The 25,797-nt window shown below is 71.3% G+C and carries 22 protein-coding genes; 16 read left to right on the top strand and 6 right to left on the bottom strand.

The window, feature by feature from the left end:
* The first annotated feature begins 181 nt into the window (after positions 1–181).
* The 4 genes from ACLBX8_RS24315 to pbpC all read left to right on the top strand — a co-directional run bounded on the left by ACLBX8_RS24315 (position 182) and on the right by pbpC (position 6,602).
* A complete protein-coding gene (locus ACLBX8_RS24315) occupies positions 182–451 on the top strand; it encodes a hypothetical protein (RefSeq protein WP_447700388.1) in 270 nt (89 codons plus the stop codon).
* 154 nt (positions 452–605) lie between these two features.
* Entirely contained in the window at positions 606–4,019 is a 3,414-nt protein-coding gene (locus ACLBX8_RS24310) for an acyl-[ACP]--phospholipid O-acyltransferase (RefSeq protein ID WP_447715855.1), read from the top strand.
* A 155-nt stretch (positions 4,020–4,174) separates the two neighbouring features.
* The gene (locus ACLBX8_RS24305; protein ID WP_447715854.1) at positions 4,175–4,390 is read left to right on the top strand and encodes a hypothetical protein; all 216 of its coding nucleotides are present in this window, start codon (positions 4,175–4,177) and stop codon (positions 4,388–4,390) included.
* A gap of 79 nt (positions 4,391–4,469) precedes the next feature.
* Entirely contained in the window at positions 4,470–6,602 is a 2,133-nt protein-coding gene (pbpC, locus tag ACLBX8_RS24300) for a penicillin-binding protein 1C (RefSeq protein WP_447715853.1), read from the top strand.
* A gap of 22 nt (positions 6,603–6,624) precedes the next feature.
* Here pbpC and ACLBX8_RS24295 read toward each other — a convergent pair whose 3' ends face one another.
* From ACLBX8_RS24295 to ACLBX8_RS24280, 4 genes are all read right to left on the bottom strand, one after another.
* A complete protein-coding gene (locus tag ACLBX8_RS24295; RefSeq protein ID WP_447715852.1) occupies positions 6,625–7,062 on the bottom strand; it encodes a hypothetical protein in 438 nt (145 codons plus the stop codon).
* Positions 7,059–7,892 (bottom strand): nucleotide-binding protein, encoded by an 834-nt coding sequence (locus tag ACLBX8_RS24290; RefSeq protein WP_091979515.1) that lies wholly within the window; start codon positions 7,890–7,892, stop codon positions 7,059–7,061. The genes ACLBX8_RS24295 and ACLBX8_RS24290 overlap by 4 nt, the downstream gene beginning before the upstream one ends.
* A gap of 618 nt (positions 7,893–8,510) precedes the next feature.
* Entirely contained in the window at positions 8,511–9,224 is a 714-nt protein-coding gene (locus tag ACLBX8_RS24285) for a MarC family protein (protein WP_042671900.1), read from the bottom strand.
* Positions 9,225–9,229: 5 nt separating this feature from the next.
* A complete protein-coding gene (locus ACLBX8_RS24280) occupies positions 9,230–9,964 on the bottom strand; it encodes a class I SAM-dependent methyltransferase (RefSeq protein ID WP_042671901.1) in 735 nt (244 codons plus the stop codon).
* Positions 9,965–10,124: 160 nt separating this feature from the next.
* Here ACLBX8_RS24280 and gloB point away from each other — a divergent pair, with 160 nt between their 5' ends.
* The 10 genes from gloB to lpdA all read left to right on the top strand — a co-directional run bounded on the left by gloB (position 10,125) and on the right by lpdA (position 22,462).
* Positions 10,125–10,901 (top strand): hydroxyacylglutathione hydrolase, encoded by a 777-nt coding sequence (gloB, locus tag ACLBX8_RS24275; RefSeq protein WP_447700393.1) that lies wholly within the window; start codon positions 10,125–10,127, stop codon positions 10,899–10,901.
* A 348-nt stretch (positions 10,902–11,249) separates the two neighbouring features.
* Positions 11,250–11,825 (top strand): TetR family transcriptional regulator, encoded by a 576-nt coding sequence (locus ACLBX8_RS24270; protein ID WP_012317921.1) that lies wholly within the window; start codon positions 11,250–11,252, stop codon positions 11,823–11,825.
* Positions 11,826–12,226: 401 nt separating this feature from the next.
* Positions 12,227–13,189 carry a malate dehydrogenase gene (mdh, locus tag ACLBX8_RS24265; RefSeq protein WP_042671902.1) on the top strand — a complete coding sequence of 321 codons (963 nt, stop codon included), beginning with the start codon at positions 12,227–12,229 and terminating at the stop codon, positions 13,187–13,189.
* 112 nt (positions 13,190–13,301) lie between these two features.
* Positions 13,302–14,498 (top strand): ADP-forming succinate--CoA ligase subunit beta, encoded by a 1,197-nt coding sequence (gene sucC, locus ACLBX8_RS24260; RefSeq protein ID WP_020093726.1) that lies wholly within the window; start codon positions 13,302–13,304, stop codon positions 14,496–14,498.
* 2 nt (positions 14,499–14,500) lie between these two features.
* On the top strand, positions 14,501–15,385 hold the full coding sequence (sucD, locus tag ACLBX8_RS24255) for a succinate--CoA ligase subunit alpha (protein ID WP_010685286.1): 885 nt from the start codon (positions 14,501–14,503) through the stop codon (positions 15,383–15,385).
* Between the two features lie 173 nt (positions 15,386–15,558).
* Positions 15,559–18,549, top strand: coding sequence for a 2-oxoglutarate dehydrogenase E1 component (locus ACLBX8_RS24250; RefSeq protein ID WP_447693107.1), 2,991 nt, complete (start codon positions 15,559–15,561; stop codon positions 18,547–18,549).
* 10 nt (positions 18,550–18,559) lie between these two features.
* Positions 18,560–18,859, top strand: a complete 300-nt coding sequence (locus ACLBX8_RS24245) for a YciI family protein (protein ID WP_042671905.1) — start codon at positions 18,560–18,562, stop codon at positions 18,857–18,859.
* 49 nt (positions 18,860–18,908) lie between these two features.
* Positions 18,909–20,228, top strand: coding sequence for a 2-oxoglutarate dehydrogenase complex dihydrolipoyllysine-residue succinyltransferase (odhB, locus tag ACLBX8_RS24240; protein WP_020093729.1), 1,320 nt, complete (start codon positions 18,909–18,911; stop codon positions 20,226–20,228).
* 7 nt (positions 20,229–20,235) lie between these two features.
* The gene (locus tag ACLBX8_RS24235) at positions 20,236–20,991 is read left to right on the top strand and encodes an SDR family oxidoreductase (protein ID WP_020093730.1); all 756 of its coding nucleotides are present in this window, start codon (positions 20,236–20,238) and stop codon (positions 20,989–20,991) included.
* Positions 20,992–21,058: 67 nt separating this feature from the next.
* Positions 21,059–22,462 (top strand): dihydrolipoyl dehydrogenase, encoded by a 1,404-nt coding sequence (gene lpdA / locus ACLBX8_RS24230; RefSeq protein ID WP_091681247.1) that lies wholly within the window; start codon positions 21,059–21,061, stop codon positions 22,460–22,462.
* A 156-nt stretch (positions 22,463–22,618) separates the two neighbouring features.
* Here the strand turns inward: lpdA and ACLBX8_RS24225 are convergent, their stop codons facing one another.
* A complete protein-coding gene (locus tag ACLBX8_RS24225; protein WP_020093732.1) occupies positions 22,619–23,368 on the bottom strand; it encodes a response regulator in 750 nt (249 codons plus the stop codon).
* A 261-nt stretch (positions 23,369–23,629) separates the two neighbouring features.
* Positions 23,630–24,610: a tyrosine recombinase XerC gene (locus ACLBX8_RS24220; RefSeq protein ID WP_447700394.1), complete on the bottom strand. Its 981-nt coding sequence runs from the start codon at positions 24,608–24,610 to the stop codon at positions 23,630–23,632.
* Positions 24,611–24,714: 104 nt separating this feature from the next.
* Between ACLBX8_RS24220 and ACLBX8_RS24215 the strand changes: the two genes are divergently transcribed.
* Complete coding sequence (locus ACLBX8_RS24215) at positions 24,715–25,035, top strand: YnfA family protein (RefSeq protein ID WP_012317932.1); 321 nt, start codon at positions 24,715–24,717, stop codon at positions 25,033–25,035.
* 128 nt (positions 25,036–25,163) lie between these two features.
* On the top strand, positions 25,164–25,787 hold the full coding sequence (gene ruvC, locus ACLBX8_RS24210; RefSeq protein ID WP_447700395.1) for a crossover junction endodeoxyribonuclease RuvC: 624 nt from the start codon (positions 25,164–25,166) through the stop codon (positions 25,785–25,787).
* Positions 25,788–25,797: the final 10 nt, after the last annotated feature.

The following is a 25,797-nucleotide window of genomic DNA, read 5'->3' as shown; positions in this document are numbered from 1 at the left end:
ATCCGCGACAGACCGAACCGGCAACACGGTGCGGCGCGCTCGGTTGCGCCGCCCGATTGGGCCGGAACGTCACGGGGATACCGATCGCGATACCGATTTCGCGGACCGGGACGCAACGTCCGACCGCGGCCGCTGTTGACTGCCTGTACCGCGTCATGCCGAACCATCGAGGGTCGCAGCCATGCGCACTGGACGACGCTTCTCCCTCTTCTCGCTCCCGATTGATCCCTGGCCGCAGGCGTCCCTGGCCGAGCGGACCGCCGTCGGGATGGTCCTGACCGGCCTGCTGCTCGTGCCGGCCTGCGCGGTCGGGGCCGCGCTCCTCGTGTTCACGACGCTCGCGGCCCACGTGTACTGGTCCTACGATCTCGGCGCCTCCCTGCACGCGTTCATCGCCCGGCATGCCGGGGCCGCCGTCGCGCGGCGCGGCCGGCTCGTCCCCAAGGCCTGACGCGCGGGAGCGGATCGACGGCCGGGCGGCGTTGAGCCGTGCCGGTTCACACGGCCCGGCCGCGCGGCCCCCGCGATCCCTGTGCGTTCGCCTCGGTCCGATTTGACCTGACGGTCTCTCGTGGGCCAGTCAGGTTCGGAACCGAGAGATCGCCATGTTCCGTACCCTGATGTCTGCGCGGCGCTTCGCGCCGCTGTTCTGGTGCCAGTTCTTCTCGGCGTTCAACGACAATTTCCTGAAGAACGCGCTCGCCTTCCTGATCCTGTTCGGGATCGGCGGCCAGGCGGACGCCCATGCCGGCGTCCTCGTGACGCTCGCGAGCGCCGTGTTCATCGGGCCGTTCTTCATCCTGTCGGGTCTCGGCGGCCAGTGGGCCGACCGCTACGACAAGGCGCTGATGGCGCGGCGGCTCAAGTTCGCCGAGATCTTCGCGGCCGGCACCGCCGTGCTCGGCTTCCTCCTGCACTCGATCCCGGTTCTGTTCGTGGCGCTCGGCCTGTTCGGGACGATCGCGGCGCTGTTCGGCCCGATCAAGTACGGGATCCTGCCGGACCATCTCCGGCGCGAGGAGCTGCCCGCCGGCAACGCGCTCGTTGAGGCGGCGACCTTCCTGGCGATCCTGCTCGGCACGATCGCGGCCGGCGCGGCCTCGGCGATGGGCGGCTCGGGACTCGTATTCGGCGTCCTGGTGATGGGCTTCGCCGTCCTGTGCTGGCTCTCGGCCCGGATGATCCCGGCGACCGGCGAGGGCGCCCCGGACCTGCGCGTCGACCCGAACGTCGCCCGCTCGACCTACGCGCTGCTGCGCGACCTCTGGGCCGACACGCGGCTGTGGCGCGGCTCGCTCACGGTGAGCTGGTTCTGGCTGGTCGGCGTGGTGGTGCTGTCGCTGCTGCCGGTGCTGGTGCGGGGCGCCTTCAACGGCACCGAGACGGTGATCACGCTGCTGCTCGCGCTGTTCTCGATCGGCATCGCGGTCGGCTCCGGCCTCGCCTCGTGGCTCGCCAGCGGCCGGATCGTGCTGCTGCCGACGCCGGTCGGCGCGGTGCTGATGGGCCTGTTCGGCCTCGACCTCGCCTGGACGGTCGGCCACCTGCCGGCGCCGCCCGCGGAGCCGATCGGCCCCCTCGGCTTCCTGCAGACCGGCCACGGCCTGCGCACCGGGATCGACTTCCTCGGTCTCGCGATCTCCGGCGGCCTCTACATCGTCCCGTCCTTCGCGGCCGTGCAGGCCTGGGCCGAGAAGGCGATGCGCGCCCGGATCATCGGCGCGGTCAACGTCATGACGGCGGCCTTCATGGTCGCCGGCACCCTGGCGCTCGCGGCTCTGCAGGGCGCGGGCCTCACCATCGCGAGCCTCCTCGCGGTGGTGGCGGTGCTGAACCTGATCGTCGGCGCGCTCGTGTTCGCGACCCTGCCGACGAGCCCGTTCCGCGATTTCCTGTCGATCCTGTTCCGGGCCTTCTACCGGCTGGAGGTCCGCGGCTTCGACAACCTCGCGGCGGCCGGCCCGAACGCCATCATCGCCCTCAACCACGTCTCGTTCCTCGACGCGCCGCTCGCGCTGTCGCTCCTCGAGCAGGAGCCGGTCTTCGCCATCGATAGCGGGATCGCGCAGCGCTGGTGGGTGCGCCCGTTCCTGCGCATCACCAAGGCGATGCCGCTCGACCCGACCCGGCCGCTCGCCACCCGGACGCTGATCAACGCGGTCAAGAGCGGCGAGACCCTGATCATCTTCCCCGAGGGCCGGCTCACGGTCACCGGCAGCCTGATGAAGGTCTACGACGGCGCCGGGCTGATCGCCGACAAGTCGGGCGCGATGGTCGTCCCGGTGAAGCTCGACGGCCTGGAGCGCACCGTCTTCTCGCGGCTGTCGCGCGGGCAGGTGCGCCGCCGCTGGTGGCCCAAGGTGACCGTGACGGTGATGCCGCCGGTGCGGCTGACCGTGGACCCGGCGCTCAAGGGCAAAGCGCGGCGGCAGGCGGCGGGCGCCGCCCTCTACGGGATCATGTCGGACCTCGTGTTCCGCACCGCCGACATCGACCGCGGCCTGATGGCGGCGCTGATCGAGGCGGGCGAGCGCCACGGCTGGGGCCGCAACGCCCTGGAGGATCCGGTCGGCGGCCGCCTCAGCTACAGCCGGCTCGTGATGGGCGCCAACATCCTCGGCCGCAAGCTGATGCCGCTGGCGCCCGTGGGCGGTCGGATCGGCGTCATGCTGCCGAACGCCAACGGCGCCGCGGTGACGCTGTTCGCCCTCGCCTCCGCGGGCCGGGTGCCGGCGATGATCAATTTCTCGGCCGGGCCCGCCAACGTGCTCTCGGCCTGCCGGGCGGCGGAGGTCAGCAGGATCCTGACCTCCCGGGCCTTCATCGAGAAGGGGCGGCTGGGCCCGCTCGTCGAGGCGATCCGCGGCTCGGTCGAGTTGATCTACCTGGAGGACGTGCGGGCCGGCATCACGACGGGGGACAAGATCCGCGGCCTCCTGGCGCCGCGCCGCCCCCTGGTGGCGCGCGCCGGCGAGGATCCGGGGGCGGTGCTGTTCACCTCGGGCAGCGAGGGCACGCCGAAGGGCGTGGTGCTCGCCAACCGCTGCATGCTCGCCAACGTGGCGCAGGTGGCGGCCCGGATCGATTTCGGCCCGATGGACAAGGTGTTCAACGTCCTGCCGGTGTTCCACGCCTTCGGGCTCACCGCCGGGCTGGTCCTGCCCCTGGTCTCGGGGGTGCCGGTCTACCTCTACCCGTCGCCGCTGCACTACCGGATCGTGCCGGAGCTGATCTACGGCTCGAACAGCACCGTCCTGTTCGGGACCGACACGTTCCTCACGGGCTACGCCCGGTCGGCCCACTCCTACGACCTGCGCTCCCTGCGCTACGTCGTGGCCGGCGCCGAGGCCGTGAAGGAGACCACCCGGAAGACCTGGGCGGAGAAGTTCGGGCTGCGCATCCTGGAGGGCTACGGCGTCACCGAGTGCGGCCCGGTCGTCGCCCTCAACACGCCGATGTTCAACCGGTTCGGCACGGTCGGGCGGATCCTGCCCGGCATCGAGACCCGCCTCGAGCCGGTGCCTGGGATCGACGAGGGCGGCCGCCTGTCCCTGCGCGGGCCGAACATCATGCTGGGCTACCTGCGCGCCGAGAAGCCCGGCGTGCTGGAGCCGCCGCCGGGCGGCTGGCACGACACCGGCGACATCGTGGCGATCGACCCGATGGGCTTCGTGACCATCAAGGGCCGGGCCAAGCGCTTCGCGAAGATCGCCGGCGAGATGGTGTCGCTCGCCGGGATCGAGTCCCTGGCCGCCGAGCTCTGGCCTGACCGTCCGAGCGCCGTCGCGGCGGTGCCGGACGCGCGCAAGGGCGAGCGGCTGATCCTGTTCACGCAGGAGAAGGGCGCGACCCGGGCCGCCTACCAGAGCTTCGCCAAGGGCCGCGGCGCCTCGGACGTCGCGATCCCCGCCGAGGTTGTGGTGCTGGACGCGATCCCGATGCTCGGCACCGGCAAGGTCGACCAAGTGGCCGTCACGAAGCTCGCGCTTGAGCGGGCGAAGGAGAACGCGGCGGCCTGACGCTCGCGGCCGGGCCTCCCGCGTCACCCAAACGGGGGATGCGGGGCTCCCCGGGATCCGCTCGTATCGTGAATACAGCCGTGATTCGAACCGCTTGACGCGTTCGGGGCGCGGGTCTGGAGGGGGACTCGGTACGCAACGGCGAGGGACAGATCATGCGGAAGGGCAGGCGAGTTCCGGCTTGGCTGGCGAGGCGGACCTACTTCAAGCGGATCGAGCGCTGGGCGAAGCCCGGCAAGGCGCGCAAGGCGGCGCAGCCCCCTGAGACAGCGGCCGCCGCGATGCCCTCCAACGTCGTGCCGTTCCCGATCCGAATGAATCGGCCGGACCGCCCCGCCTTCGAGGACCTGCGGGGCGTCGGCACGGCCTAGAGGCCGGCTCCGCCGGGGGCTTGCCGGGCGCGCGGGAACACGGGATCCTGCGCCGTCGGAGCCGAGACCGGGAGGATGCGTGCCGCACGACGGGTCGGATCCGCGCGCGTCGGCGCCTCCCCGGGAGCGGGCGAGGGGCCTGCGCGCGGCCCTCGGGGCCACGGCGCTCGGTCTCGGCCTCCTGGGGGCCGGCACCGCCGCGCTCTGGCGCTACGCCGACGCGCTGCCGCCCCTCGACCTGGCCGCGGCCGAATCACGCTCGACGGTGGTGCTGGATCGGTCCGGCACGCTGCTGCGCCCCTTCGCGACCACGGACGGGCGCTGGCGCCTGCCGGTCACCGCGGAGGCGGTCGATCCGCGCTACCGGGCGATGCTGCTCGCCTACGAGGATCGCCGCTTCGCCGCGCATCCCGGCATCGACCCGGCCGCGGTGCTGCGCGCCGCCGGCCAGTGGCTGACGCGCGGCCGCATCGTGTCCGGCGCCTCCACCCTGTCGATGCAGGTGGCGCGCCTCGTCGAGCCGCGGCGCGAGCGGTCGCTCGAGGCCAAGCTCCGCCAGATGGTGCGGGCGGTCGCGCTGGAGCGGCGCCTCGGCAAGGCCGGGCTGCTCGACCTCTACCTGGCGCTGGCCCCCTACGGCGGCCCGCTGGAGGGCGTGCGCGCGGCGAGCGTCGCGTATTTCGGGCGCGAGCCGGTCCGGCTGACCGCCGCGCAGGCGGCCCTGCTCGTCGCCCTGCCGCAATCGCCCGAGACCCGCCGTCCGGACAGGTTCCCCGAGCGCGCCCGCGCCGCCCGCGACCGGGTCCTGGCGGTGGCCGTCGCGCGGGGCATCCTCACGGCGGCGGAGGCCGAGGCCGCCCGGGCCGAGCCGGTGCCGACGACGCGCAAGCCGTTCCCGATGCTCGCGGCGCACGCCGCCGAGGAGGCGGTGGCGGCCGATCCCGGTGCCGCCACGATCCGCCTCGCGATCGACGGGCGCCTGCAGGAGCGGCTGGAAACCCTGGCGGCCGAGCGCGCCGCCGCCGCCGGCCCGGACCTCTCGGCCGCGATCCTCGTCCTCGACAACCGCGACGGCCGGGTGCTCGCCCAGGTCGGCAGCGCCGGGTACCTGGACCCCGCCCGGCGCGGCGCCATCGACATGACCCTGGCGGTGCGCTCGCCCGGCTCCGCGCTGAAGCCCTTCGTCTACGCCATGGCCTTCGCGGACGGTCTCGCGCATCCCGAGACCCTGCTGGAGGATCGCCCGGCGCGCTTCTCGGCGAGCTACGCGCCGGAGAATTTCGACCTGACCTTCCAGGGCACGGTCACGGCCCGGCGGGCCCTGCAGCTCTCGCTGAACGTGCCGGCGGTCGAGCTGATGGACGCGGTCGGTCCCGCCCGCTTCATCGCCCGGCTGCGCGCCGCCGGGGCCGGGATCCAGCTCCCGCGGGAGGCGGCCCCGGGGCTGCCGGTCGCGCTGGGCGGCCTCGGCATCACGGTCACCGACCTCGCCCGGCTCTACGCGGGGCTCGCCCGCGGCGGCGCGGTTCCGGACCTGCTGCGCCGCGCCGACGGGGTCGCGGCCGAATCCCGGCACCGCGTCGCCGAGCCCGTGGCGTCCTGGTACGTCGCCGACATCCTGCGCGGGACACCGCCGCCGGAGAACGCCCTGCCGAACCGCATCGCCTACAAGACCGGCACCTCCTACGGGTACCGCGACGCCTGGGCCGCCGGCTTCGACCGCCACGCGACGATCGTCGTCTGGGCCGGGCGCCCGGACGGCGCCGCGGTGCCGGGGCTCGTGGGCCGCACCGTCGCGGCGCCGATCCTGTTCGACGCCTTCGCGCGCCTCGGGATCGAGCCCGAGCCGGTCCCCCAGCCGCGGGACGCGCTGGTGGTCGGGACGGCGGGCCTGCCGCCGCCGCTGCGGCACCTGCGGCGCGAGGCGGCCGAGGCGGCGGGACCGGCGCTGCGGATCGCCTATCCGCCGGACGGGGCGCGGATCGATCTCGGCCTCGCGGTGGACCGGCACGGCGCCGCGGAGGGCGGCCCGGGTCTCGCCCTCAAGGCCCTGGGCGGCGTGCCGCCGCTCACCTGGCTGGTCGACGGTCAGCCGGTCGTGCAGACGCCGCGGCGGAAGGCCGAGTGGGCCCCGGGGGGCGCGGGCTTCGCGCGGATCTCGGTCCTGGACGCGACCGGCGCCAGCGACAGCGTGTCCGTCCGCCTCGAGTGAGCCGACGGCGGGTTCCCTCGGCTCAGCGACCGAGGCCGCGCTGGGCGCCGGCCGGGCCGCGCACCTCGCAGGATTCCAGCGCCGCGGCGAGGCGCGCCGCGCTGGCCGCGGACCCGTAAGACAGGTTGAGGACAGTGGAGAGGATCCCGACGCTCACGAGCACGCCGAGGGCGGCCGCGCCGAGCAGAACGGCGGTGATCAGCCTGTTGCGCCGCAGGTCCGCCGTCAGCGTCCCGATGAGGTCCCGGTTGTGTTCGGCGAGACCGTTCCGCGCCGCCACCAGCTCGTTGTACATGTTCGTGATGGCGTTGGTGGACATGTACACCAGCAGCAGGTGGACGACGAAGTCGTCGTCCGTCGTGGTGTTGAGGGCGGCCGCGATCCGCACGGCGAGCTGACGCTCCCAGGGCTGGAGATCGCGGCCGTGGACCGACCGGTAGAACCGCTCGAGGTTGGTCACGGCCGGAGGGCATCCCGCCACGCCGTGTGGAAGTTGCGCCGCAGGCGGCGGCCCTCGACCCGCAGGCGCATCGGCGCGCTGTTCGCCAAGGCCTGCCAGGTCGTGTTCTGCACCCGCAGGGCCTCGATCAGCCGCTCGCCGATCCGCTCGATCTCGATGACGCGAAAGTTCGACTGCTTCCGCAGGGATCGCACGAGGTCGGACGATTCGAGATAGTCGAAATTGGTCGCCTGGGCGGTGTTCTTCGCCAGGATCGCCCGGTCGCACTCGATCAGCATGGGCCGGAGCTCGCGCAGGACCTCCAGGGCTGTGGGATCCACCGCGCCGGCCGCGACGACCACGGCGAGGCGGACATTCGCCTCCCGGCAGCTCTCCACGATGATCTCGGTGCAGCGGCGGGTCGTCTCGGTGTCGCCGGCCGGGAAGTCGACCACGACGAGGCGCTCGGCCGCCTCGGTCACGCGCTCGATCAGGTCCTGGCACAGGGTCGGGTCGACGCGGCCCGTGCTGTCCTCGGCGCGCAGGCGCTGCCGGATGGCGGTGATGCCGGGACGGCGCGGGACGAAGTTGTCGCTGCCGGGCGTGGTCTCCTGCATGAGCGCCGTGTGGAAGTGCCGGTTGGCCGGGTCGGTGTCGATCGCCAGGACCGGACCGACCTCCGCGCAGAGATCGGCCACCTGGAGGGCGATGGTCGTCTTGCCGACGCCGCCCTTGCCGCCGAGGCAGAGCACGAGAACCTTCGCGGCGGCGCCCAGGAGATCGCGCTGGATGTCCTGGATCTCGTCCGGGCTGTACCAGGCCGGAACCTTGCTCTGCGTCGTGTCGGTCATGCGGTGTCTCCTTGCTGATACGCGCGGGGTGGGCGCCGGACGCGCGCGCTCCGCGCGCGGCACCGGGCTGCGGGATCTCAGGGGTTCACGGGCTCGGGCCGGGCCGCACGGCCCGCGTGGGCGGGACGCGGCGCGCGCGGGCTCGACGGCGCGCCCGGGATGCCGGTCGCATCACGCGCGGGATCCGGTCGCGCACGGGTCGGCAGAGGCGCGGCCACTCCGTGCTCGAGGCCCGGATGTGGACGGCCGACGCTCGGGTTCCGCGATGACGTCCGTCGCCACGATCTGCACTCCGTTGCTGGATCCGCTTCGCCGACGGCCCCGGCCGCAAGTCTTCATCGCCGCGGCCGAGGGCCATGCATGATCATGCTCGGACCTAGGGAGGACGCAAGCCGCGAAAAATCGGATCTTTTCTCGACGAATGCTCTAGTATGAGATCGTTAATGAAGATTTATATTTATATAAGGTGCAATGATGAGCGAAGTACGACTATTATATCTGGATGAACACACAACATCCCGGACATCGTCCGCAATTCGATCGATTCGGCCGGCCGGAATCCGCGCGGGTCATCTGGGATGCGGGCCTTGCCCGGCCCTGTCGGCGGTGACCCGGTCGTCACCGCGCCGCGGCGAGGGGGGCGAACACGTCGATGAGGCCGTTCACCAGGATCTGGGTCCCGACGCACAGGAGCAGGAAGGCGAAGAGGCGGCCCATCACCCGGGCGCGGGCCGGGCCGATGAAGGCGACGACCCGGTCGGCGGAGGCGTAGAGAACCGCGACCGTGGCGGCGACCGCGAGGGCCGCCAGCGTGACGCCGATGTAGAAGCCGAAGCGCTCCGCGTAGGCCTCCGGCCGGTTGGCCCCCAGGGTGATGGCGACCGCGATCGTCCCCGGCCCGGTGGTGAACGGGAGCGTCAGGGGGAAGAAGGCGATGTCGGAGAGGGGGCCGGGCGCCGGGTCGCCCGGCGGCTCCGCGGGGGCCGGGCCGCGGCCCGCCGACCCGGAGGCCTCGGCCTGCTTGCGCGCCTCCCGGGCCTCGGGCCGGTTCAGCTGGGTCCAGGCCGACGACATGACCACGAGGCCGCCGGCGATGCGCAGCGCGCCCAGGGTGACGCCGAAGAAGTTCAGGATCGGCGTGCCGGCCCAGAGGGCGCCGAGCATCACCAGGGCGGCGTAGACGCCGATCCGGCGCGACAGCAGCACGCGCTCGGCGTGGCTGAAGGCGCCCGCCACCTGCGCGAAGATGAAGGCGCCCCCGACCGGGTTCACGATCGAGAACAGCGCCGACAGGGCGAGCAGGAACTGCTGGGTGGTGAAGTCGAGGCTCATCGGGGTCAGCCCGGGGAGGGGGCCGGCACCAGCACCCGGGCCGGCGCGAGGCGGCGGGCGCGCCGCACCTGCTGGACGGCCACCGGCCGGTACAGCTGCTTCGTCGCGTCGACCACGTGCAGGCCCGCGAAGGGCAGGGACAGGCCGGTGCCGAGCCACTCCCAGGCGGGCCCGGTGCGCAGCATCAGGCGCGAGCGGGCCGGCGGCATGTACAGGGTCTCGGCCCAGCTCACCGGCGAGAACAGCGTGTCGCGCATGAGCCGCCCGAGCTGCGAGCGGCTGTAGGGCTGGCCGTGGCCGAAGGGCGTCGCCTCCCGGCGGGCCCAGACGCCCCGGCGGTTGGGCACCACGAGGATCATGCGGCCGCCCGGCGTCAGGGTGCGCCAGACCTCCTGCAGCAGCTCCGTCGGGCTCTCCACCGATTCGAGGGCGTGGACCAGGATGACCCGGTCGATGGCGGCCTCCGGCAGCGGCATCATGGTGGGGTCGGCGAGCGCCGCGCAGGAGCGCCCGGTGCCCGGCCAGTTCACCACGCCCTGCGAGGCCGGCATGAAGGCGAGGGTGCGCTCGGCGATGCAGTGGACCGGCCCGAGATACGGCGTCGCGTAGCCGATCCCGAGGACGCGCAGCCCCGAGACCGAGCCGAGGAAGTCGTGGAGCGCGCGGCCGACCACGCGGTGCGTCGTGCGGCCCAGAGGGCTGGCGTAGAAGGCCCGCAAGCCGTTGACGTCGAGGCGCATGGAGGGACAGGAGATCGCGGACGGAACGGTCGTCGTAACCAATGGTGAGCCGCGCGCCGCGCGGCAAGCGCCGGAGGAACCTCGCCGGACCATCACCTGTTCACGGCAACAGTTTTCGCGCCGCTTCGCGCCCGTTCGCGTTCTTGGGAGACTCCGTCCGATGGCCGCCGAGACCGAGATTCGCACCTTCCTCTGCCGCAGCGACAACATCGGCGTGCTGATCCGCGATCCGCAGACCGGCGCCTGCGCGGCGATCGACGTGCCGGAGGCCGGACCGGTCCTCCGGGCCCTCGACGAGACCGGCTGGCGGCTGACCGACATCCTCGTGACCCACCGGCACGCCGACCATGTCGAGGGTATCCCGGAGGTGAAGCGGGCGACCGGTGCCCGGGTGGTCGCCCCCGCCAGGGCCGGCGACGCGGTCCCGCAGGTGGACGTGACCGTGCGGGAGGGCGACACGGTCACGGTCGGCAGCCTCGGGGCGCAGGTCTGGGAGACGCCGGGCCACTGCGCCGACCACGTGACCTACTGGTTCGCGGAAGCCGGCCTCGTCTGCGCCGGCGACACCCTGTTCACCCTCGGCTGTGGGCGCGTGATGGAGAGCCCGCCCGAGACCCTCTACCGCTCCCTGCGGCGCTTCGACGACCTGCCCGACGCGACGCGGGTCTTCAGCGGCCACGACTACGTACTCTCCAACGCGCGCTTCGCCCTGGCGGCCGATCCGGACAACCCGGAGCTGAGGAAGCGCCTCGCCGAGGCCGAGCGCGCCCAGGCGGAGGGGCGGTTCCTCATCCCTTCGACCATGGGTGCGGAGCGGGCGACCAACCCGTTCCTGCGCAGCGGGCAGCCGGCCCTGGCGCGATCCGTCGACCTTCCGCCGGAAAGCGATCCCGAGGCGGTGTTCGTCGCCTTACGGGCGTGGAAGAACCGCTTCTGACGCAGGTGATAACGAGAAAAATTTGTTGCCTTCTCAAGGCAAACTGACACATAGGGGTGTTTAAGCGGTCCTAATCCGCTCAGGTAACCGGGCTCCCGGGGGGAAGCCGTAACGTCAACGCGAAGCGCCGGGACGCTTCAGCCGGTATGATGGGGGTCCGTCTCGCCCTACCACCTGTCCACTTCCCGCCTTCCGCTTCCTTTCCTCAAGCCAGAGTCCGACGGGTCCAAGGAGGAGGCGCTCAGCGCCAAGGCCAAGATCACCGTCGCCGACGCCGAATCCGGCACACTCCGCGAGAGCGGTGAGGCGGCCAGTCCCGCCCGCCCGCGGGCGCCGGTCGCGGCCGACGTGCGGCTCCTCGGGATCGCCACCGAGCACCTCTCGCGGCTCGGGCCCAAGCGCGTGACGGTCGTGGCCGTCGCCGCCGAGGCCGGCATGACGCACGCGAACGTGTACCGCTACTTCCCGTCGAAGGACGCGCTCCTCGACGCGGTGGCGGGCCGCTGGCTGCGCGAGGTCGAAGCCCGGCTCGCCGGCATCGCCGACGCGCCCGATCCCGCCGACGACAAGATCGAGCGCCTCCTGACCGCCCTCGCGACGGTCCAGCGGGACGCCCTGTTCGACGAGCCGAACCTGTTCGCGGTCCATCTCGACGCCACCGTCTCGGCACGGCCGATCGCCCGGCGGCACCGCGTGCGGCTGCGCAGCCTCGTCGAGCGCGTGGTCGAGGAGGGCATCACCTCCGGGATCTTCTCGGCCCGGGACCGGGAACGGGCGATCGCCTACATCTTCGACGCGAGCTACCGCTTCACGCATCCGCTAGCGATCCAGCACGATGCCGAGGTGCCGCGCGACCTGATCGAGGCCCGGTTCGGGGCCGTCATCCACGCGATCCAGCGGGTCCTGCGCTCCGGCATCCTCTGATCCGGCGCGCACCCACAGGCTCTCTCGAAGGCCCGGACAGACCGTCCGGGCCTTCGTCGTTCGTGCGCCCTCCCGCGCCGCACGCCGCCCGCCGCGACCCGAAATGACAGGATTTCAGATCTGTCATCACGGCTTCGCGGCCGTCCGGCGCCAGGGTGCACTGCACCTAAAACACTCGCGACGTTGACGTTTCGGAGGCACCGTCGGGACGCCCGAGGGCGATCCGACGGCCCGGACGCGCCGCCCGCGCGGCCCTCATCGGGTTGAAGCCACGGTGCTTTTCGGCCACACAGCCGCGCAGATTTCAGAGTGGCGAATCCGGCCTCGAACCCTGACGGACGAGCGGCTCCGGCCTCGCGCAACGCATCACCAAAGTCGAACGCAGCGGAGACACATCCGACATGGCTCGCAACAAGATCGCGCTCATCGGCGCCGGCCAGATCGGCGGCACCCTGGCCCTTCTGGCCGGCCTCAAGGATCTGGGGGACGTGGTGCTGTTCGACATCGTCGACGGCGTGCCGCAGGGCAAGGCGCTGGACATCGCCGAGGCCGCCCCGGTCGAGGGCTTCGACGCGACCTACGCGGGTGCCAGCGACTACGCCGCCATCAAGGGCGCCGACGTGGTGATCGTGACCGCCGGCGTGCCGCGCAAGCCCGGCATGAGCCGCGACGACCTGATCGGCATCAACCTCAAGGTCATGCAGGCCGTCGGCGAGGGCATCAAGACCCACGCGCCGGACGCCTTCGTGATCTGCATCACCAACCCGCTCGACGCCATGGTGTGGGCGCTGCAGAAGTTCTCGGGCGTCCCGACCAACAAGATCGTCGGCATGGCCGGCGTGCTCGATTCGGCGCGCTTCCGCCACTTCCTCGCCGAGGAGTTCAAGGTGTCGGTGGAGGACGTCACGGCCTTCGTGCTCGGCGGCCACGGCGACGACATGGTGCCGCTGACCCGCTACTCGACGGTGGCGGGCGTGCCGCTGACCGACCTCGTCAAGCTCGGCTGGACCACCCAGGAGAAGCTCGACGCCATGGTCGACCGCACCCGCAAGGGCGGCGGCGAGATCGTCAACCTGCTCAAGACCGGCTCGGCCTTCTACGCGCCCGCCGCCTCCGCCATCGCCATGGCCGAGAGCTACCTGCGCGACAAGAAGCGGGTCCTGCCCTGCGCCGCCTACCTCGACGGCCAGTACGGCGTGAAGGGCATGTTCATCGGCGTGCCGATCGTGATCGGTGCCAACGGCGTGGAGCGCGTGCTCGAGGTGACCTTCGACGCGGCCGAGAAGACCATGTTCGACAAGTCGGTCGCCTCGGTGACGGGACTCATCGAGGCCTGCAAGGGCGTCGACAGCAGCCTCGCCTGACCGGTAAGCGGATACCGGGCAGCGCGTAGCGGTCGGAGATTCGAATCTCGATCACTCGATTTCTCTACGCGCCGCCCGCTGCCACCTATTCGCTCCTCCTTACGAGGCTCCGATGAATATCCACGAATATCAGGCCAAGGCCGTGCTGAAGGAGTTCGGCCTGCCCGTCTCCCGCGGCGTGGCCATCTTCAACCCGTCGGAGGCCGAGGCCGCCGCCAAGGAGCTCGGCGGCCCCGTCTGGGTCGTGAAGAGCCAGATCCACGCGGGCGGCCGCGGCAAGGGCACCTTCAAGGGCGCGCCCGAGGGCGCCAAGGGCGGCGTGCGCGTCACCAAGTCGATCGACGAGGTCAAGCAGTTCGCCGGCGAGATGCTCGGCCAGACGCTGGTGACCATCCAGACCGGCCCGGCCGGCAAGCAGGTCAACCGCCTCTACATCGAGGAGGGCGCCCAGATCGCCGAGGAGTTCTACCTCTCGATGCTGGTCGACCGCGCCACGGGCGGCGTCGCCTTCGTGGTCTCCACCGAGGGTGGCATGGACATCGAGGCGGTCGCCCACGACACGCCCGAGAAGATCCACACGATCGCGGTCGACCCGGCCACCGGCGTGATGCCCCACCACGGCCGCGCCGTCGCCAAGGCGCTGGGCCTGTCGGGCGCCCAGGCCAAGGAAGCGGCCGCGCTGACCGAGAAGCTCTACGCGGCCTTCGTGGCCAAGGACATGAGCCTCCTGGAGATCAACCCGCTGGTGCTGACCGCCGACGGGCACCTCAAGTGCCTCGACGCCAAGATGGCCTTCGATTCGAACGCCCTCTACCGGCACGCGGACATCATGGCGCTCCGCGACGAGACCGAGGAGGACGCCAAGGAGATCGAGGCGTCCAAGTACGACCTCGCCTACATCGCGCTCGACGGCACGATCGGCTGCATGGTCAACGGCGCCGGCCTCGCCATGGCGACGCTCGACATCATCAAGCTCTACGGCGAGGAGCCGGCGAACTTCCTCGATGTCGGCGGCGGCGCCTCGGAGGAGAAGGTCACGGCGGCGTTCAAGATCATCACCGCCGACCCGAACGTGAAGGGGATCCTCGTCAACATCTTCGGCGGGATCATGAAGTGCGACGTGATCGCCAACGGCGTGATCGCGGCCGTGAAGGCGGTGGGCCTGCAGGTGCCGCTGGTGGTGCGCCTCGAGGGCACCAACGTCGAGCAGGGCAAGGCCATCATCCGCAATTCCGGCCTCAACGTCATCCCGGCGGACGACCTCGACGACGCCGCCCAGAAGATCGTCGCCGCCGTGAAGGGAGCCTGATCATGTCGGTGATGATCGACGCCAACACCAAGGTCATCTGCCAGGGCTTCACCGGCAAGAACGGGACCTTCCACTCCGAGCAGGCCATCGCCTACGGCACCAAGATGGTCGGCGGCACGAGCCCCGGTAAGGGCGGCTCCAGCCATCTCGGCCTGCCGGTCTTCGACACGGTCGCGGAGGCGCGCGAGGCCACCGGCGCCGAGGCCTCGGTGGTCTACGTGCCGCCGCCCGGTGCCGCCGACGCGATCTGCGAGGCGATCAGCGCCGAGGTGCCGCTGATCGTCTGCATCACGGAGGGCATCCCGGTGCTCGACATGGTGCGGGTGAAGCGGGCGCTGACGGGCTCGAAGTCGCGCCTCGTCGGGCCGAACTGCCCCGGCATCGTCACCGCCGGCGAGTCGAAGATCGGCATCATGCCGGCCAACATCTTCCGGCCCGGCTCGGTCGGCATCGTGTCCCGCTCGGGCACGCTGACCTACGAGGCGGTGTTCCAGACCTCCAATGCCGGCCTCGGCCAGACCACGGCGGTGGGCATCGGCGGCGACCCGGTGAAGGGCACTGAGTTCATCGACGTGCTGGAGCTGTTCCTCGCCGACCCGAAGACCGAGTCGATCGTGATGATCGGCGAGATCGGCGGCTCGGCCGAGGAGGAGGCGGCCCAGTTCCTCAAGGACGAGGCCAAGCGCGGGCGCAAGAAGCCGATGGTCGGCTTCATCGCCGGCCGCACGGCGCCTCCGGGCCGCCGCATGGGCCATGCCGGCGCGATCATCTCGGGCGGCAAGGGCGGCGCCGAGGACAAGATCGCCGCCATGGAGGCCGCGGGCATCCGCGTGTCGCCGTCGCCGGCCCGGCTGGGCTCGACGCTCGTCGAGGTGCTGAAGGGCTAAAGGCCCGCGCGCCTGCGTCGCGGCCATCGCAGGGCTGCGACGCCCATATCGGGCGTGCAGACGATCTCAGCGGGGCGGTCACCCGCCCCGTTTCGGTTCGAGGGCGCTCCGCCGCGCTGACGGGGAGCCCGGAGGGCAGGGGAGCCTGCCCGCGCGATCAGGATGGACGCACCATGGCACGCCAGGACGTGAACGAAGCGCTCCTCGAAACCTCGTTCCTGTACGGCGCCAACGCCGCCTACATCGAGGAATTGCAGGCGGCCTACGCCCGCAACCCGTCCTCGGTGGATCCGGAGTGGCAGACCTTCTTCAAGGGGCTCGGCGAGGACGAGACCCTGGTCGAGAAGAACGCCGCCGGCGCCTCCTGGGAGAAGCCGCACTGGCCGGTGCCGCTCAACGGCGAGCTGGTCTCGGCGCTCGACGGCAACTGGGGCGCCCTGGAGAAGGCGATCGGCGACAAGATCGTCGCGCGGGAAGCCAAGGAGCCCAAGCCCGGCAAGCCGCAGGACAGCGTCACCGCCACCACCGGCGTGTCGGTGGAGCAGGCGACCAAGGATTCGGTGCGGGCGATCATGCTGATCCGCTCCTACCGGATGCGCGGCCACCTGCACGCCAAGCTGGACCCGCTGGGGCTCGCGCCGCGGGGCGACCACGAGGAGCTGCACCCGCAGCATTACGGCTTCACCGAGGAGGCCGACTGGGACCGTCCGATCTTCCTCGACAACGTCCTCGGCCTGCAGTTCGGCACGGTCCGCGAGATCGTCGGCATCCTGGAGCGGACCTACTGCCAGACGCTCGGCGTCGAGTTCATGCACATCTCGGATCCCGCCGAGAAGGCGTGGATCCAGGAGCGCATCGAGGGCAAGGACAAGGAGATCTCCTTCACCCCCGAGGGGCGCCGCGCGATCCTCAACAAGCTGATCGAGGCCGAGGGCTTCGAGAAGTTCCTCGACCTCAAGTACACCGGCACCAAGCGCTTCGGCCTCGACGGCAGCGAGGCGATGATCCCGGCGCTGGAGCAGATCATCAAGCGCGGCGGCGCGCTCGGCGTGCGCGAGATCGTGCTCGGCATGGCCCATCGCGGCCGGCTCAACGTGCTCACCAACGTGATGGCCAAGCCCTTCCGGGCGGTGTTCCACGAGTTCAAGGGCGGCTCGGCCTCCCCGGCCGAGGTCGAGGGCTCGGGCGACGTGAAGTACCACCTGGGCGCGTCCTCGGACCGCGCCTTCGACGGCAACAACGTCCACCTGTCGCTCACCGCCAACCCGTCCCACCTCGAGATCGTCGACCCGGTGGTGCTCGGAAAGGTCCGCGCCAAGCAGGACCAGTGGGCCAAGCCCAACATCGAGCGCCGCACGGTGCTGCCGCTCCTGATCCACGGCGACGCCGCCTTCGCGGGCCAGGGCGTGGTGGCGGAGTGCTTCGGCCTGTCGGGCCTGAAGGGCCACCGCACCGGCGGCTCGGTCCACTTCATCATCAACAACCAGATCGGCTTCACGACCGATCCGCGCTTCTCCCGCTCCTCGCCCTACCCGTCCGACGTCGCCAAGATGGTCGAGGCGCCGATCTTCCACTGCAACGGCGACGATCCGGAAGCCGTCACCTTCGCCGCCAAGGTCGCGGTGGAGTACCGGCAGAAGTTCGGCAAGCCGGTCGTGATCGACATGCTGTGCTACCGCCGCTTCGGCCACAACGAGGGCGACGAGCCGGCCTTCACCCAGCCGAAGATGTACCAGCGGATCCGCAAGCATCCCTCGGTGCTGGAGAGCTACGGCCGCAAGCTCGTCGAGAACGGCTCGGTGACCCAGGAGGCGCTCGACGCCCGCAAGGCCGAGTTCCGCGGGATGCTCGACAGCGAACTCGACGTCGCCAACAACTACAAGGCGAACAAGGCCGACTGGCTCGACGGCCGCTGGTCCGGCGTGAAGGCCGTGCACGAGGACGTGGACGACCCGCGCCGCGGCCGCACCGCCGTGCCGGCCGGGACCCTGCAGGAGATCGGGCGCAGGATCACGCAGGCGCCGCCCGGCTTCCACCTGCACCGCACGATCCAGCGCTTCATGGACAACCGCGCCAAGGCGGTGGAGACGGGGGTCGGCATCGACTGGGCGACCGCCGAGGCCCTGGCCTTCGGGGCGACGCTCCTCGACGGCAACCGGGTCCGCCTGTCGGGTCAGGACGTGGAGCGCGGCACGTTCTCGCAGCGCCACGCGGTGGTGATCGACCAGGAGAACGAGCAGCGCTTCACGCCGCTCAACGCCATCCGCGAGGGGCAGGCCGCGATCGAGATCATCAACTCGATGCTCTCCGAGGAAGCGGTGCTCGGCTTCGAGTACGGCTACTCGCTCGCCGAGCCGAACGCCCTGGTCCTCTGGGAGGCCCAGTTCGGCGACTTCGCCAACGGCGCCCAGGTGGTGATCGACCAGTTCATCGCGTCCGGCGAGCGCAAGTGGCTGCGCATGTCGGGCCTCGTGCTGCTGCTGCCGCACGGCTACGAGGGCCAGGGGCCCGAGCACTCCTCGGCCCGCCTGGAGCGCTACCTCCAGGCCTGCGCCGAGGACAACATGCAGGTCGCCAACGTCACGACGCCGGCGAACTACTTCCACATCCTGCGCCGGCAGCTGAAGCGCGACTTCCGCAAGCCGCTGGTGCTGATGACGCCGAAGTCGCTGCTGCGCCACAAGCGCGCCGTCTCGAACCTCGACGCGCTCGCCGAGGGCTCGACCTTCCATCGCGTCCTCTGGGACGACGCCGAGGAGGAGGGCGCGCAGAACAAGCTCGTGCGCGACGACAAGATCCGCCGCGTCGTGCTGTGCTCCGGCAAGGTCTACTACGACCTGCTGGAGGAGCGGGAGAAGCGCGGCCTCAACGACATCTACCTGATGCGCGTCGAGCAGCTCTACCCGTTCCCCCTGAAGGCGCTGGCCAACGAGATGGCCCGGTTCCGCAACGCCGACGTGATCTGGTGCCAAGAGGAGCCCAAGAACATGGGCGCCTGGTCCTTCGTCGAGCCCTACCTCGAGTGGGTGCTCGGCCAGGCCGGCTCCGCGGTGAAGCGCGCCCGCTACGTCGGCCGTCCGGCCTCCGCCTCGACGGCGGTCGGCCAGATGTCGAAGCACCAGGCGCAGCTCCAGGCCTTCCTCAACGAGGCCCTGGCGGTCTGATCGTCCGGCCATGGCCTACTTCCTGCTCCGCCTGGAACCGCCCCGCCCGAGCTTCCCGTTCGACGCGACGGAGGCCGAGAAGGCGCTGTTCTCGGCGCATTCCGGCTACTGGATGGAGCAGGCGGCCGCCGGCACCGCCATCGCGGTCGGACCCGTCTTCGAGTCCGGCGGCACCTGGGGCCTGGCCCTGGTCGAGGCCGACGACGCGGCCCGGGCCGAGGCGCTCGGCGAAGCAGATCCCGTCCTGATGGCGCAGGCAGGCTTCCGGTACACCGTCTCGCCCGTTCCATCCCTGATCCTGCGGCGCTGACGTCGCGGCCCGACATCCAGAGGAGGCCCCCCGCGGGGCAGAAGAGAGCATGGCAACCGACATCCTCGTCCCGACCCTCGGCGAATCCGTGAGCGAGGCCACGATCGGCCGCTGGTTCAAGAAGCCCGGCGACACGGTCGCGGCCGACGAGCCGATCGTCGAGCTCGAGACCGACAAGGTCACCCTGGAGGTGAACGCCCCGGCGGCCGGCGAGCTCGGCGAGATCCTGGTCAAGGACGGCGAGACCGTGGAGCCCGGTGCCCTGCTCGGCTCGATCGTCGAGGCCGGAGCCGGCGGCGGCACGGCCAAGAAGGCCGCCCCGAAGGAGAGCGCCGAGACCAAGGCCGAGAGCCGGAGCGAGGCCCCGAAGGCCGCCGCGCCCGCGAAGGCGGAGGCCCCGGCCCAGGAATCGTCCGCCGGCTACGGCAACCACGGCGATGCCGCCGCCCCCGCGGCCCAGCAGCGCCCGGTCGGCGACAACGGCCCGGCGGTGGCCAAGCTCGCCCGGGAATCGGGTGTCGACCCGTCGTCGGTGAGCGGGTCCGGCAAGGACGGACGCGTCACGAAGGGGGACATGCTCGGCGCCATCGCCAAGGGGCCGGCCCCGTCGGCGCCCGCCAAGGAGGCCCGTCCGACCCTGCCGCGCGCCCCCTCGGCGCCGGACGACGCCGCGCGCGAGGAGCGCGTGCGCATGACCAAGCTGCGCCAGACCATCGCGCGCCGCCTGAAGGACGCGCAGGACACCGCGGCGATGCTGACGACGTTCAACGACGTCGACATGTCGGCCGTGATGGCGATGCGCAGCCAGTACAAGGATATCTTCGAGAAGAAGCACGGCACGAAGCTCGGCTTCATGGGCTTCTTCACCAAGGCGGTGATCGGCGCCCTCAAGGACGTGCCGGCGGTCAACGCCGAGATCGACGGGCAGGATCTCGTCTACAAGAACTACTACCACATCGGCATCGCGGTCGGCACCGATAAGGGTCTCGTCGTGCCGGTGGTGCGCGACGCCGACGACCTGTCGATCGCCGGCATCGAGAAGAAGATCGCCGGCTTCGGCAAGAAGGCCCGCGACGGCAAGCTCTCCATCGAGGAGATGCAGGGCGGCACCTTCACGATCACCAACGGCGGCATCTACGGCTCGCTGATGTCGACGCCGATCCTCAACGCGCCGCAGTCGGGCATCCTCGGCATGCACCGCATCGAGGAGCGCCCGGTGGTCCGCGCCGGCAAGATCGAGGCGCGGCCGATGATGTACCTCGCCCTGTCGTACGACCATCGCATCGTCGACGGTAAGGAGGCCGTGACCTTCCTGGTGCGGGTCAAGGAGGCGCTGGAGGATCCGGCGCGCCTCGTGCTAGACCTCTGAGGCAGCCATGTCGAGCGCTGAGAACAGGGTCGCGATCGTCACGGGCGGCAGCCGCGGCATCGGCCGCGCGGTGGCGCTCCTCCTGGCGGAGCGCGGCTACGCCGTCTGCCTGAGCTACGTGTCGGACGCCGCCGCCGCGCAGGGCGTGGTGGACGCGATCGCGGCCAAGGGCGGACGGGCGCTCGCCGTGAAGGGCGACGTCGGCAACGAGGCCGACGTCATCGCCCTGTTCAAGGCGGCCGACGGCCTCGGCCGCCTCGCGGCGCTCGTCAACAATGCCGGCGTGGTCGACGTGAAGTCGGACGTCGCCGACATGAGCGTCGCCCGCCTGCAGCGCATGATGACCACCAACGTGGTCGGCAGCTTCCTGTGCGCGCGGGAGGCGGTGCGGCGCATGTCGATCAAGCGCGGCGGGGCAGGGGGCGCGATCGTCAACCTGTCCTCGGTGGCGGCGCGCCTCGGCGGCCCCGGCCAGTTCGTGGACTACGCGGCCTCCAAGGGCGCCATCGACTCGCTGACGATCGGGCTTTCCCGCGAGGTCGCCGCCGACGGCATCCGCGTCAACGCGGTGGCGCCCGGCATCATCGCCACCGAGATCCACGCCAGCGGCGGCGAGCCGGACCGGGTCGAGCGTCTCGGCCCCGGCGTCCCGATGAAGCGGGCCGGCACCGCCGAGGAGGTGGCCGCACCGATCGTGTGGCTCCTCTCGGACGAGGCCTCCTACACCACGGGCGCCATCCTCGACATCGGCGGCGGCCGCTGAGGCCAAGCCCCACCTGACATTCCCTGCCCGTCTCGCACGCGGCACGACCGAGCGGAAGCGAAGCCTCATGTCCTACGATCTCGTCGTCATCGGCACCGGCCCCGGCGGCTACGTCTGCGCGATCCGCGCGGCGCAGCTCGGCCTGCGGACCGCGGTGGTCGAGAAGCGCGCGACGCACGGCGGCACCTGCCTCAATGTCGGCTGCATCCCGTCCAAGGCCCTTCTGCACGCGTCGGAGGCCTTCGAGGAGGCCAACACGCACTTCGCCGATCTCGGCATCGACGTCGGCACGCCGAAGCTCGACCTCAAGAAGATGATGGCCTTCAAGGCCGAGGGCGTCGCCGGCAACACCAAGGGCGTCGAGTTCCTGCTCAAGAAGAACAAGGTCGACACCTTCCACGGCACCGGCCGGATCGCCGGCGCCGGCCGCGTCGAGGTCATCGCCGAGGACGGCGGCAACCAGATGCTCGAGACGAAGAGCATCGTCATCGCGACCGGCTCGGACGTGGCGCGCCTGCCCGGCGTCACCATCGACGAGAAGGTCGTGGTCTCCTCCACCGGCGCCCTGGAACTCGACCGGGTGCCGAAGAAGCTCCTCGTCATCGGCGCCGGCGTGATCGGGCTGGAGCTGGGTTCCGTCTGGCGCCGGCTCGGCTCCGAGGTGACCGTGGTCGAGTATCTCGACCGGGTGCTGCCGGGCATGGACGGCGAGGTCGGCAAGCAGTTCCAGCGGATCCTGACGAAGCAGGGCATCGCCTTCAGGCTGTCCACCAAGGTGACGGGCGTCGAGGTCGGCAAGAAGGGCGGCGCGACGGTCACGGTCGAGCCGGCCGCGGGCGGCGCGGCGGAGACGCTGCAGGCCGACGTGGTCCTCGTCTGCATCGGCCGGACGCCCTACACGGAGGGCCTCGGCCTCGACACGGTCGGTGTCCAGCGGGACGACAAGGGCCGGATCCTCACCGATTCCCACTACGCCACCAACGTCACCGGCATCTACGCCATCGGCGACGTGATCGCCGGCCCGATGCTCGCCCACAAGGCCGAGGACGAGGGCGTGGCGATCGCCGAGATGCTGGCCGGCCAGTCCGGCCACGTGAATTACGGCGTGATCCCGAACGTGGTCTACACGTTCCCGGAGGTCGCCTCGGTCGGCAAGACCGAGGAGGAGTTGAAGAAGGACGGCGTGGCCTACAACGCCGGCAAATTCCCCTTCACGGCCAATGGCCGGGCCAAGGCGAACGGCACCACCGACGGGTTCGTGAAGGTGCTGGCCGACGCCCAGACCGACCGGGTACTCGGCGTGCACATCGTGGGCGCGGATGCCGGCAACCTGATCGCCGAGGTGGCGGTCGCGATGGAGTTCGGCGCCTCGTCGGAGGACATCGCCCGCACTTGCCACGCGCACCCGACGCTGACCGAGGCCGTCAAGGAAGCCGCGCTGGCGGTCAACAAGCGCGCCATCCACGTCTGACGGGCCAGGCCACGGCTGCGCGGATTGCTACCTCGGCGGGCTCGACCGCCTGCGCGAAGGCCCCCTCTCTCGTGCGGGAAAGGGGGCCTTCGCGTTCCGTCACACACCGCACGCCTCGAACCTGACTGGCCCGCAGAGCGACGACCCGGCGCGGGGTCAGGCGATCTTGCGCCTGGAATTCGGCAGGTCGGCGATCCGCAGCAGCGCGCTCGGCGCGGGCGGGGCCGTCAGGGCGTTCAGCAGATACGGCCGACGCAGGCCCAGCGCGTTGTGCAGGGCGAGGTCGATGTCGCGGGCGTAGAACGGCATCCGCAGCACGGCGTCGACGCCGAAGTAGCGGCCGGCCTGAGCGACGGGCTCCAGCTCGGACGTGGTCAGCAGGGTGATCCGGGTCGGGAGGCCGAGGGGCTGGATCTGGCAGGCCAGTTCGAGCCCGTCGATGCCGCCGAGCTTCACGTCGATGAAGGCGAAGTCGTAGGCGGCGAGCTTCAGCTGCTTGAGGGCGTGGCGGCCGTCATCCGTCTCGTCGAGCTCGATCGCGAACCCGCTGCGCGCCACGACGCGGCTGATGGCCGACCGCCCGGCCGGAGTCGAGCAGGCGAGCAGGGCCCGGGTCGGTGCGCGACGGCGGGCATCCGCGTGGAGCAGCGGCTCGATATGGCTCGGGTCGAGGGGCGTCTTCAGGACTTCGTAGGCGCCGAGGCTCGTGGCGATCTCCTGCCAGTGCGGCAGCACGCGGGTCGCCACCAGTACCAGGCACGGGGGCTCCGCACCCGCCCGGCGCGCGACGGCGACGGCTTCGGGGCCGCTGAGATCGTCGAGCTGCATTCCCACGAAGGCCAGGGTGGGACGGTGGCGGAGGAGGATGTCGCAGAGCGCCTGACCCGAGGTCGCCTCATCGATCACCGCGCTGGGATCGAATCGCAGGACGATCTCTCTCAGGGAGGCGCGGCGGCCCGGATCGCAATCCGCGATTACGACACGTGCCGGCGCCCTCCCATCCTGAAGATCCATGACGCCCGCCCAACCCCATCCCGTTCGTTGCCCATATTGGCTGAAGATCGTGACGAAGCTCTTAAAGAGCGGGATTCTGCACTGGGCGAACCGGAAGACGCGCCTATAGACGATGATGAAGGCTCTCGAAGTCGAAGTTTTTAGCAATCTTGCTCAATGGCCAGCCCGCGGATGGGCCGCTGCGTAGGCACTCATGAGGCGGGCGGCGTCGACCTGCGTGTAGAGCTGCGTCGTGGAGAGCGAGGCGTGGCCCAGGAGTTCCTGGATCGCCCGGAGTTCGCCCTGGCGCGCCAGGAGATGGGTTGCGAAGGAATGCCGCAGGGCGTGCGGTGTGGCGCTCTCGGGCAGGCCCAGAGCGCCGCGGGCGCGCGCGACCGTGTACTGGATGATGCGCGGCGAGAGCGGGCCGCCCCGGGCACCGAGAAACAGCGGTCCCTCCGGCGGCAGCGGCAGGGGACAGGCGGCGACGTAGTCCGCCACGGCCTGCGCCACGACGGGCAGGATCGGCACCATGCGCTGCTTGCCGCCCTTGCCGAGCACGGTGACCTGATCGACCCCGGGCAGGGGTGCGTCACGGCGGGTCAGGCCCAGGGCCTCGGAGATGCGCAGCCCCGCGCCGTAGAGCAGCGCCAGCACGGCGGCGTCCCGGGCGAGGACCCAGGGCTCCCGCTCCTCGCCGGCGCGGATCGCGGTATCGGTCAGCGCCACCGCGGCGGAGACGGGCAGGGGACGGGGAAGCCGCCGCGGAACCTTGGGCGAGCGCACGCCGCCCAGGGCCGAGACGGTGCCGAAGCCCTCGCGCTCGAGGAAGCGGGCGAAGGAGCGCAGGCCTGCCAGCATGCGCATCAGCGAGCGCCCCGAGACCTCGTCGCCCCGGCGCGCGGCCATGAAGCCGCGGATGTCCCGCACCTTGAGCCCGATCAGCATCGGGATCGTCGGTGTCCCCTGACGGGACGCGAGGTGGTGGAGGAACTGGCGAAGGTCGCGCCCGTAGGCCTCGACGGTGTTGGACGACATCCGCCGCTCCCGCGCCAGCGCCTCGATCCAGGCCAGGACGGCGTCGCGAAGGCGGGCGTCACCCGGAAACAGCAGCCGGTCGCCCTGGGTCTCGTGCGTGCTCGCGTGCGTGCTCATGGCGACACTCGACCGGATCCGCGTTGCCGGGAGCTTAATGCCGGTCGCCGTCCGCCCCCAGGGCCGGGCTCGTGCCGCGCGGCGCGCCGTGCCAAGCTGACCCGATGAGCCTCCTCGCCTACGCGGCCGCCGCCCTCGCCGAGATCGCCGGCTGCTTCGCGTTCTGGGCCTGGATGCGGCTCGGACGGTCGGCCTGGTGGACGCTTCCGGGTCTCGCCTCGCTGGCGGCCTTCGCGGCCCTGCTGACCCTCGTGGACAGCCCGGCGGCGGGGCGCACCTTCGCGGCCTACGGCGGCGTCTACGTGGCGGCCTCGGTCCTGTGGCTGTGGCTCGCGGAGGGCCAGCGGCCCGACCGCTGGGACCTCGCGGGCAGCGCGGTCTGCCTCGCCGGAACGGCGCTGATCCTCCTCGGCCGCCGGGGGTGACAGCGGCGCGGCAGCGCACCGTGCCGGGACGGCCACAGGTGGCAACCTCCGCGGCCGGAACCTTGGTGAAACCAAGCGTTCACGATACGTACGGCAGCCTCGGGCCGTTCACCGAGCCGTGGAGCCCCATGACCAGCCCCGTCCGCATTCTCGGCATCGATCCCGGACTCCGCCGCACCGGCTGGGGCCTGATCACCGCGCAGGGTACGAAGCTCACCTACGGCGATTGCGGGGTCGTGACCTCGGACGGGGAGCTTCCGCTGGCACTGCGCCTGCGGGAGCTGTTCGAGGGGATCGGCCGCGTCGTCGAGGCCGTGCGGCCCGACGAGGTCGCCGTGGAGGAGACCTTCGTCAACAAGGACGCCCAGGCGACGCTCAAGCTGGGCCACGCGCGGGCGATGGCGCTGCTCGTGCCGGCCCTCACCGGACTGCCGGTGTTCGAGTACGCCCCCAACCTCATCAAGAAGACCGTCGCGGGCTCCGGCCACGCCGAGAAGGTGCAGATCCAGGCGATGGTCCGCTTCCTCCTGCCGAAGGCCGAATTCCGCGTCGCGGACGCCGCCGACGCGCTGGCCATCGCGATCACCCATGCCAGTCACCGGGACGCCCACGCCCTGCGGCAGGCGCACCTTCCGGGGGGCAAGCGCCGCTCGCTCACCGGTCAGGCGGCCGCGGGACAAGGGCTCGAGGGGAAGGGCTTCTCGGCCGCCGCGGCCGCGCGCATCGAGGCCGCGCTGGCGAAACAAGGCTGACGGGATCGGG

The sequence above is a fragment of the Methylobacterium sp. D48H genome (assembly GCF_053345715.1).
This window is presented reverse-complemented; position numbering and strand designations above follow the sequence as displayed.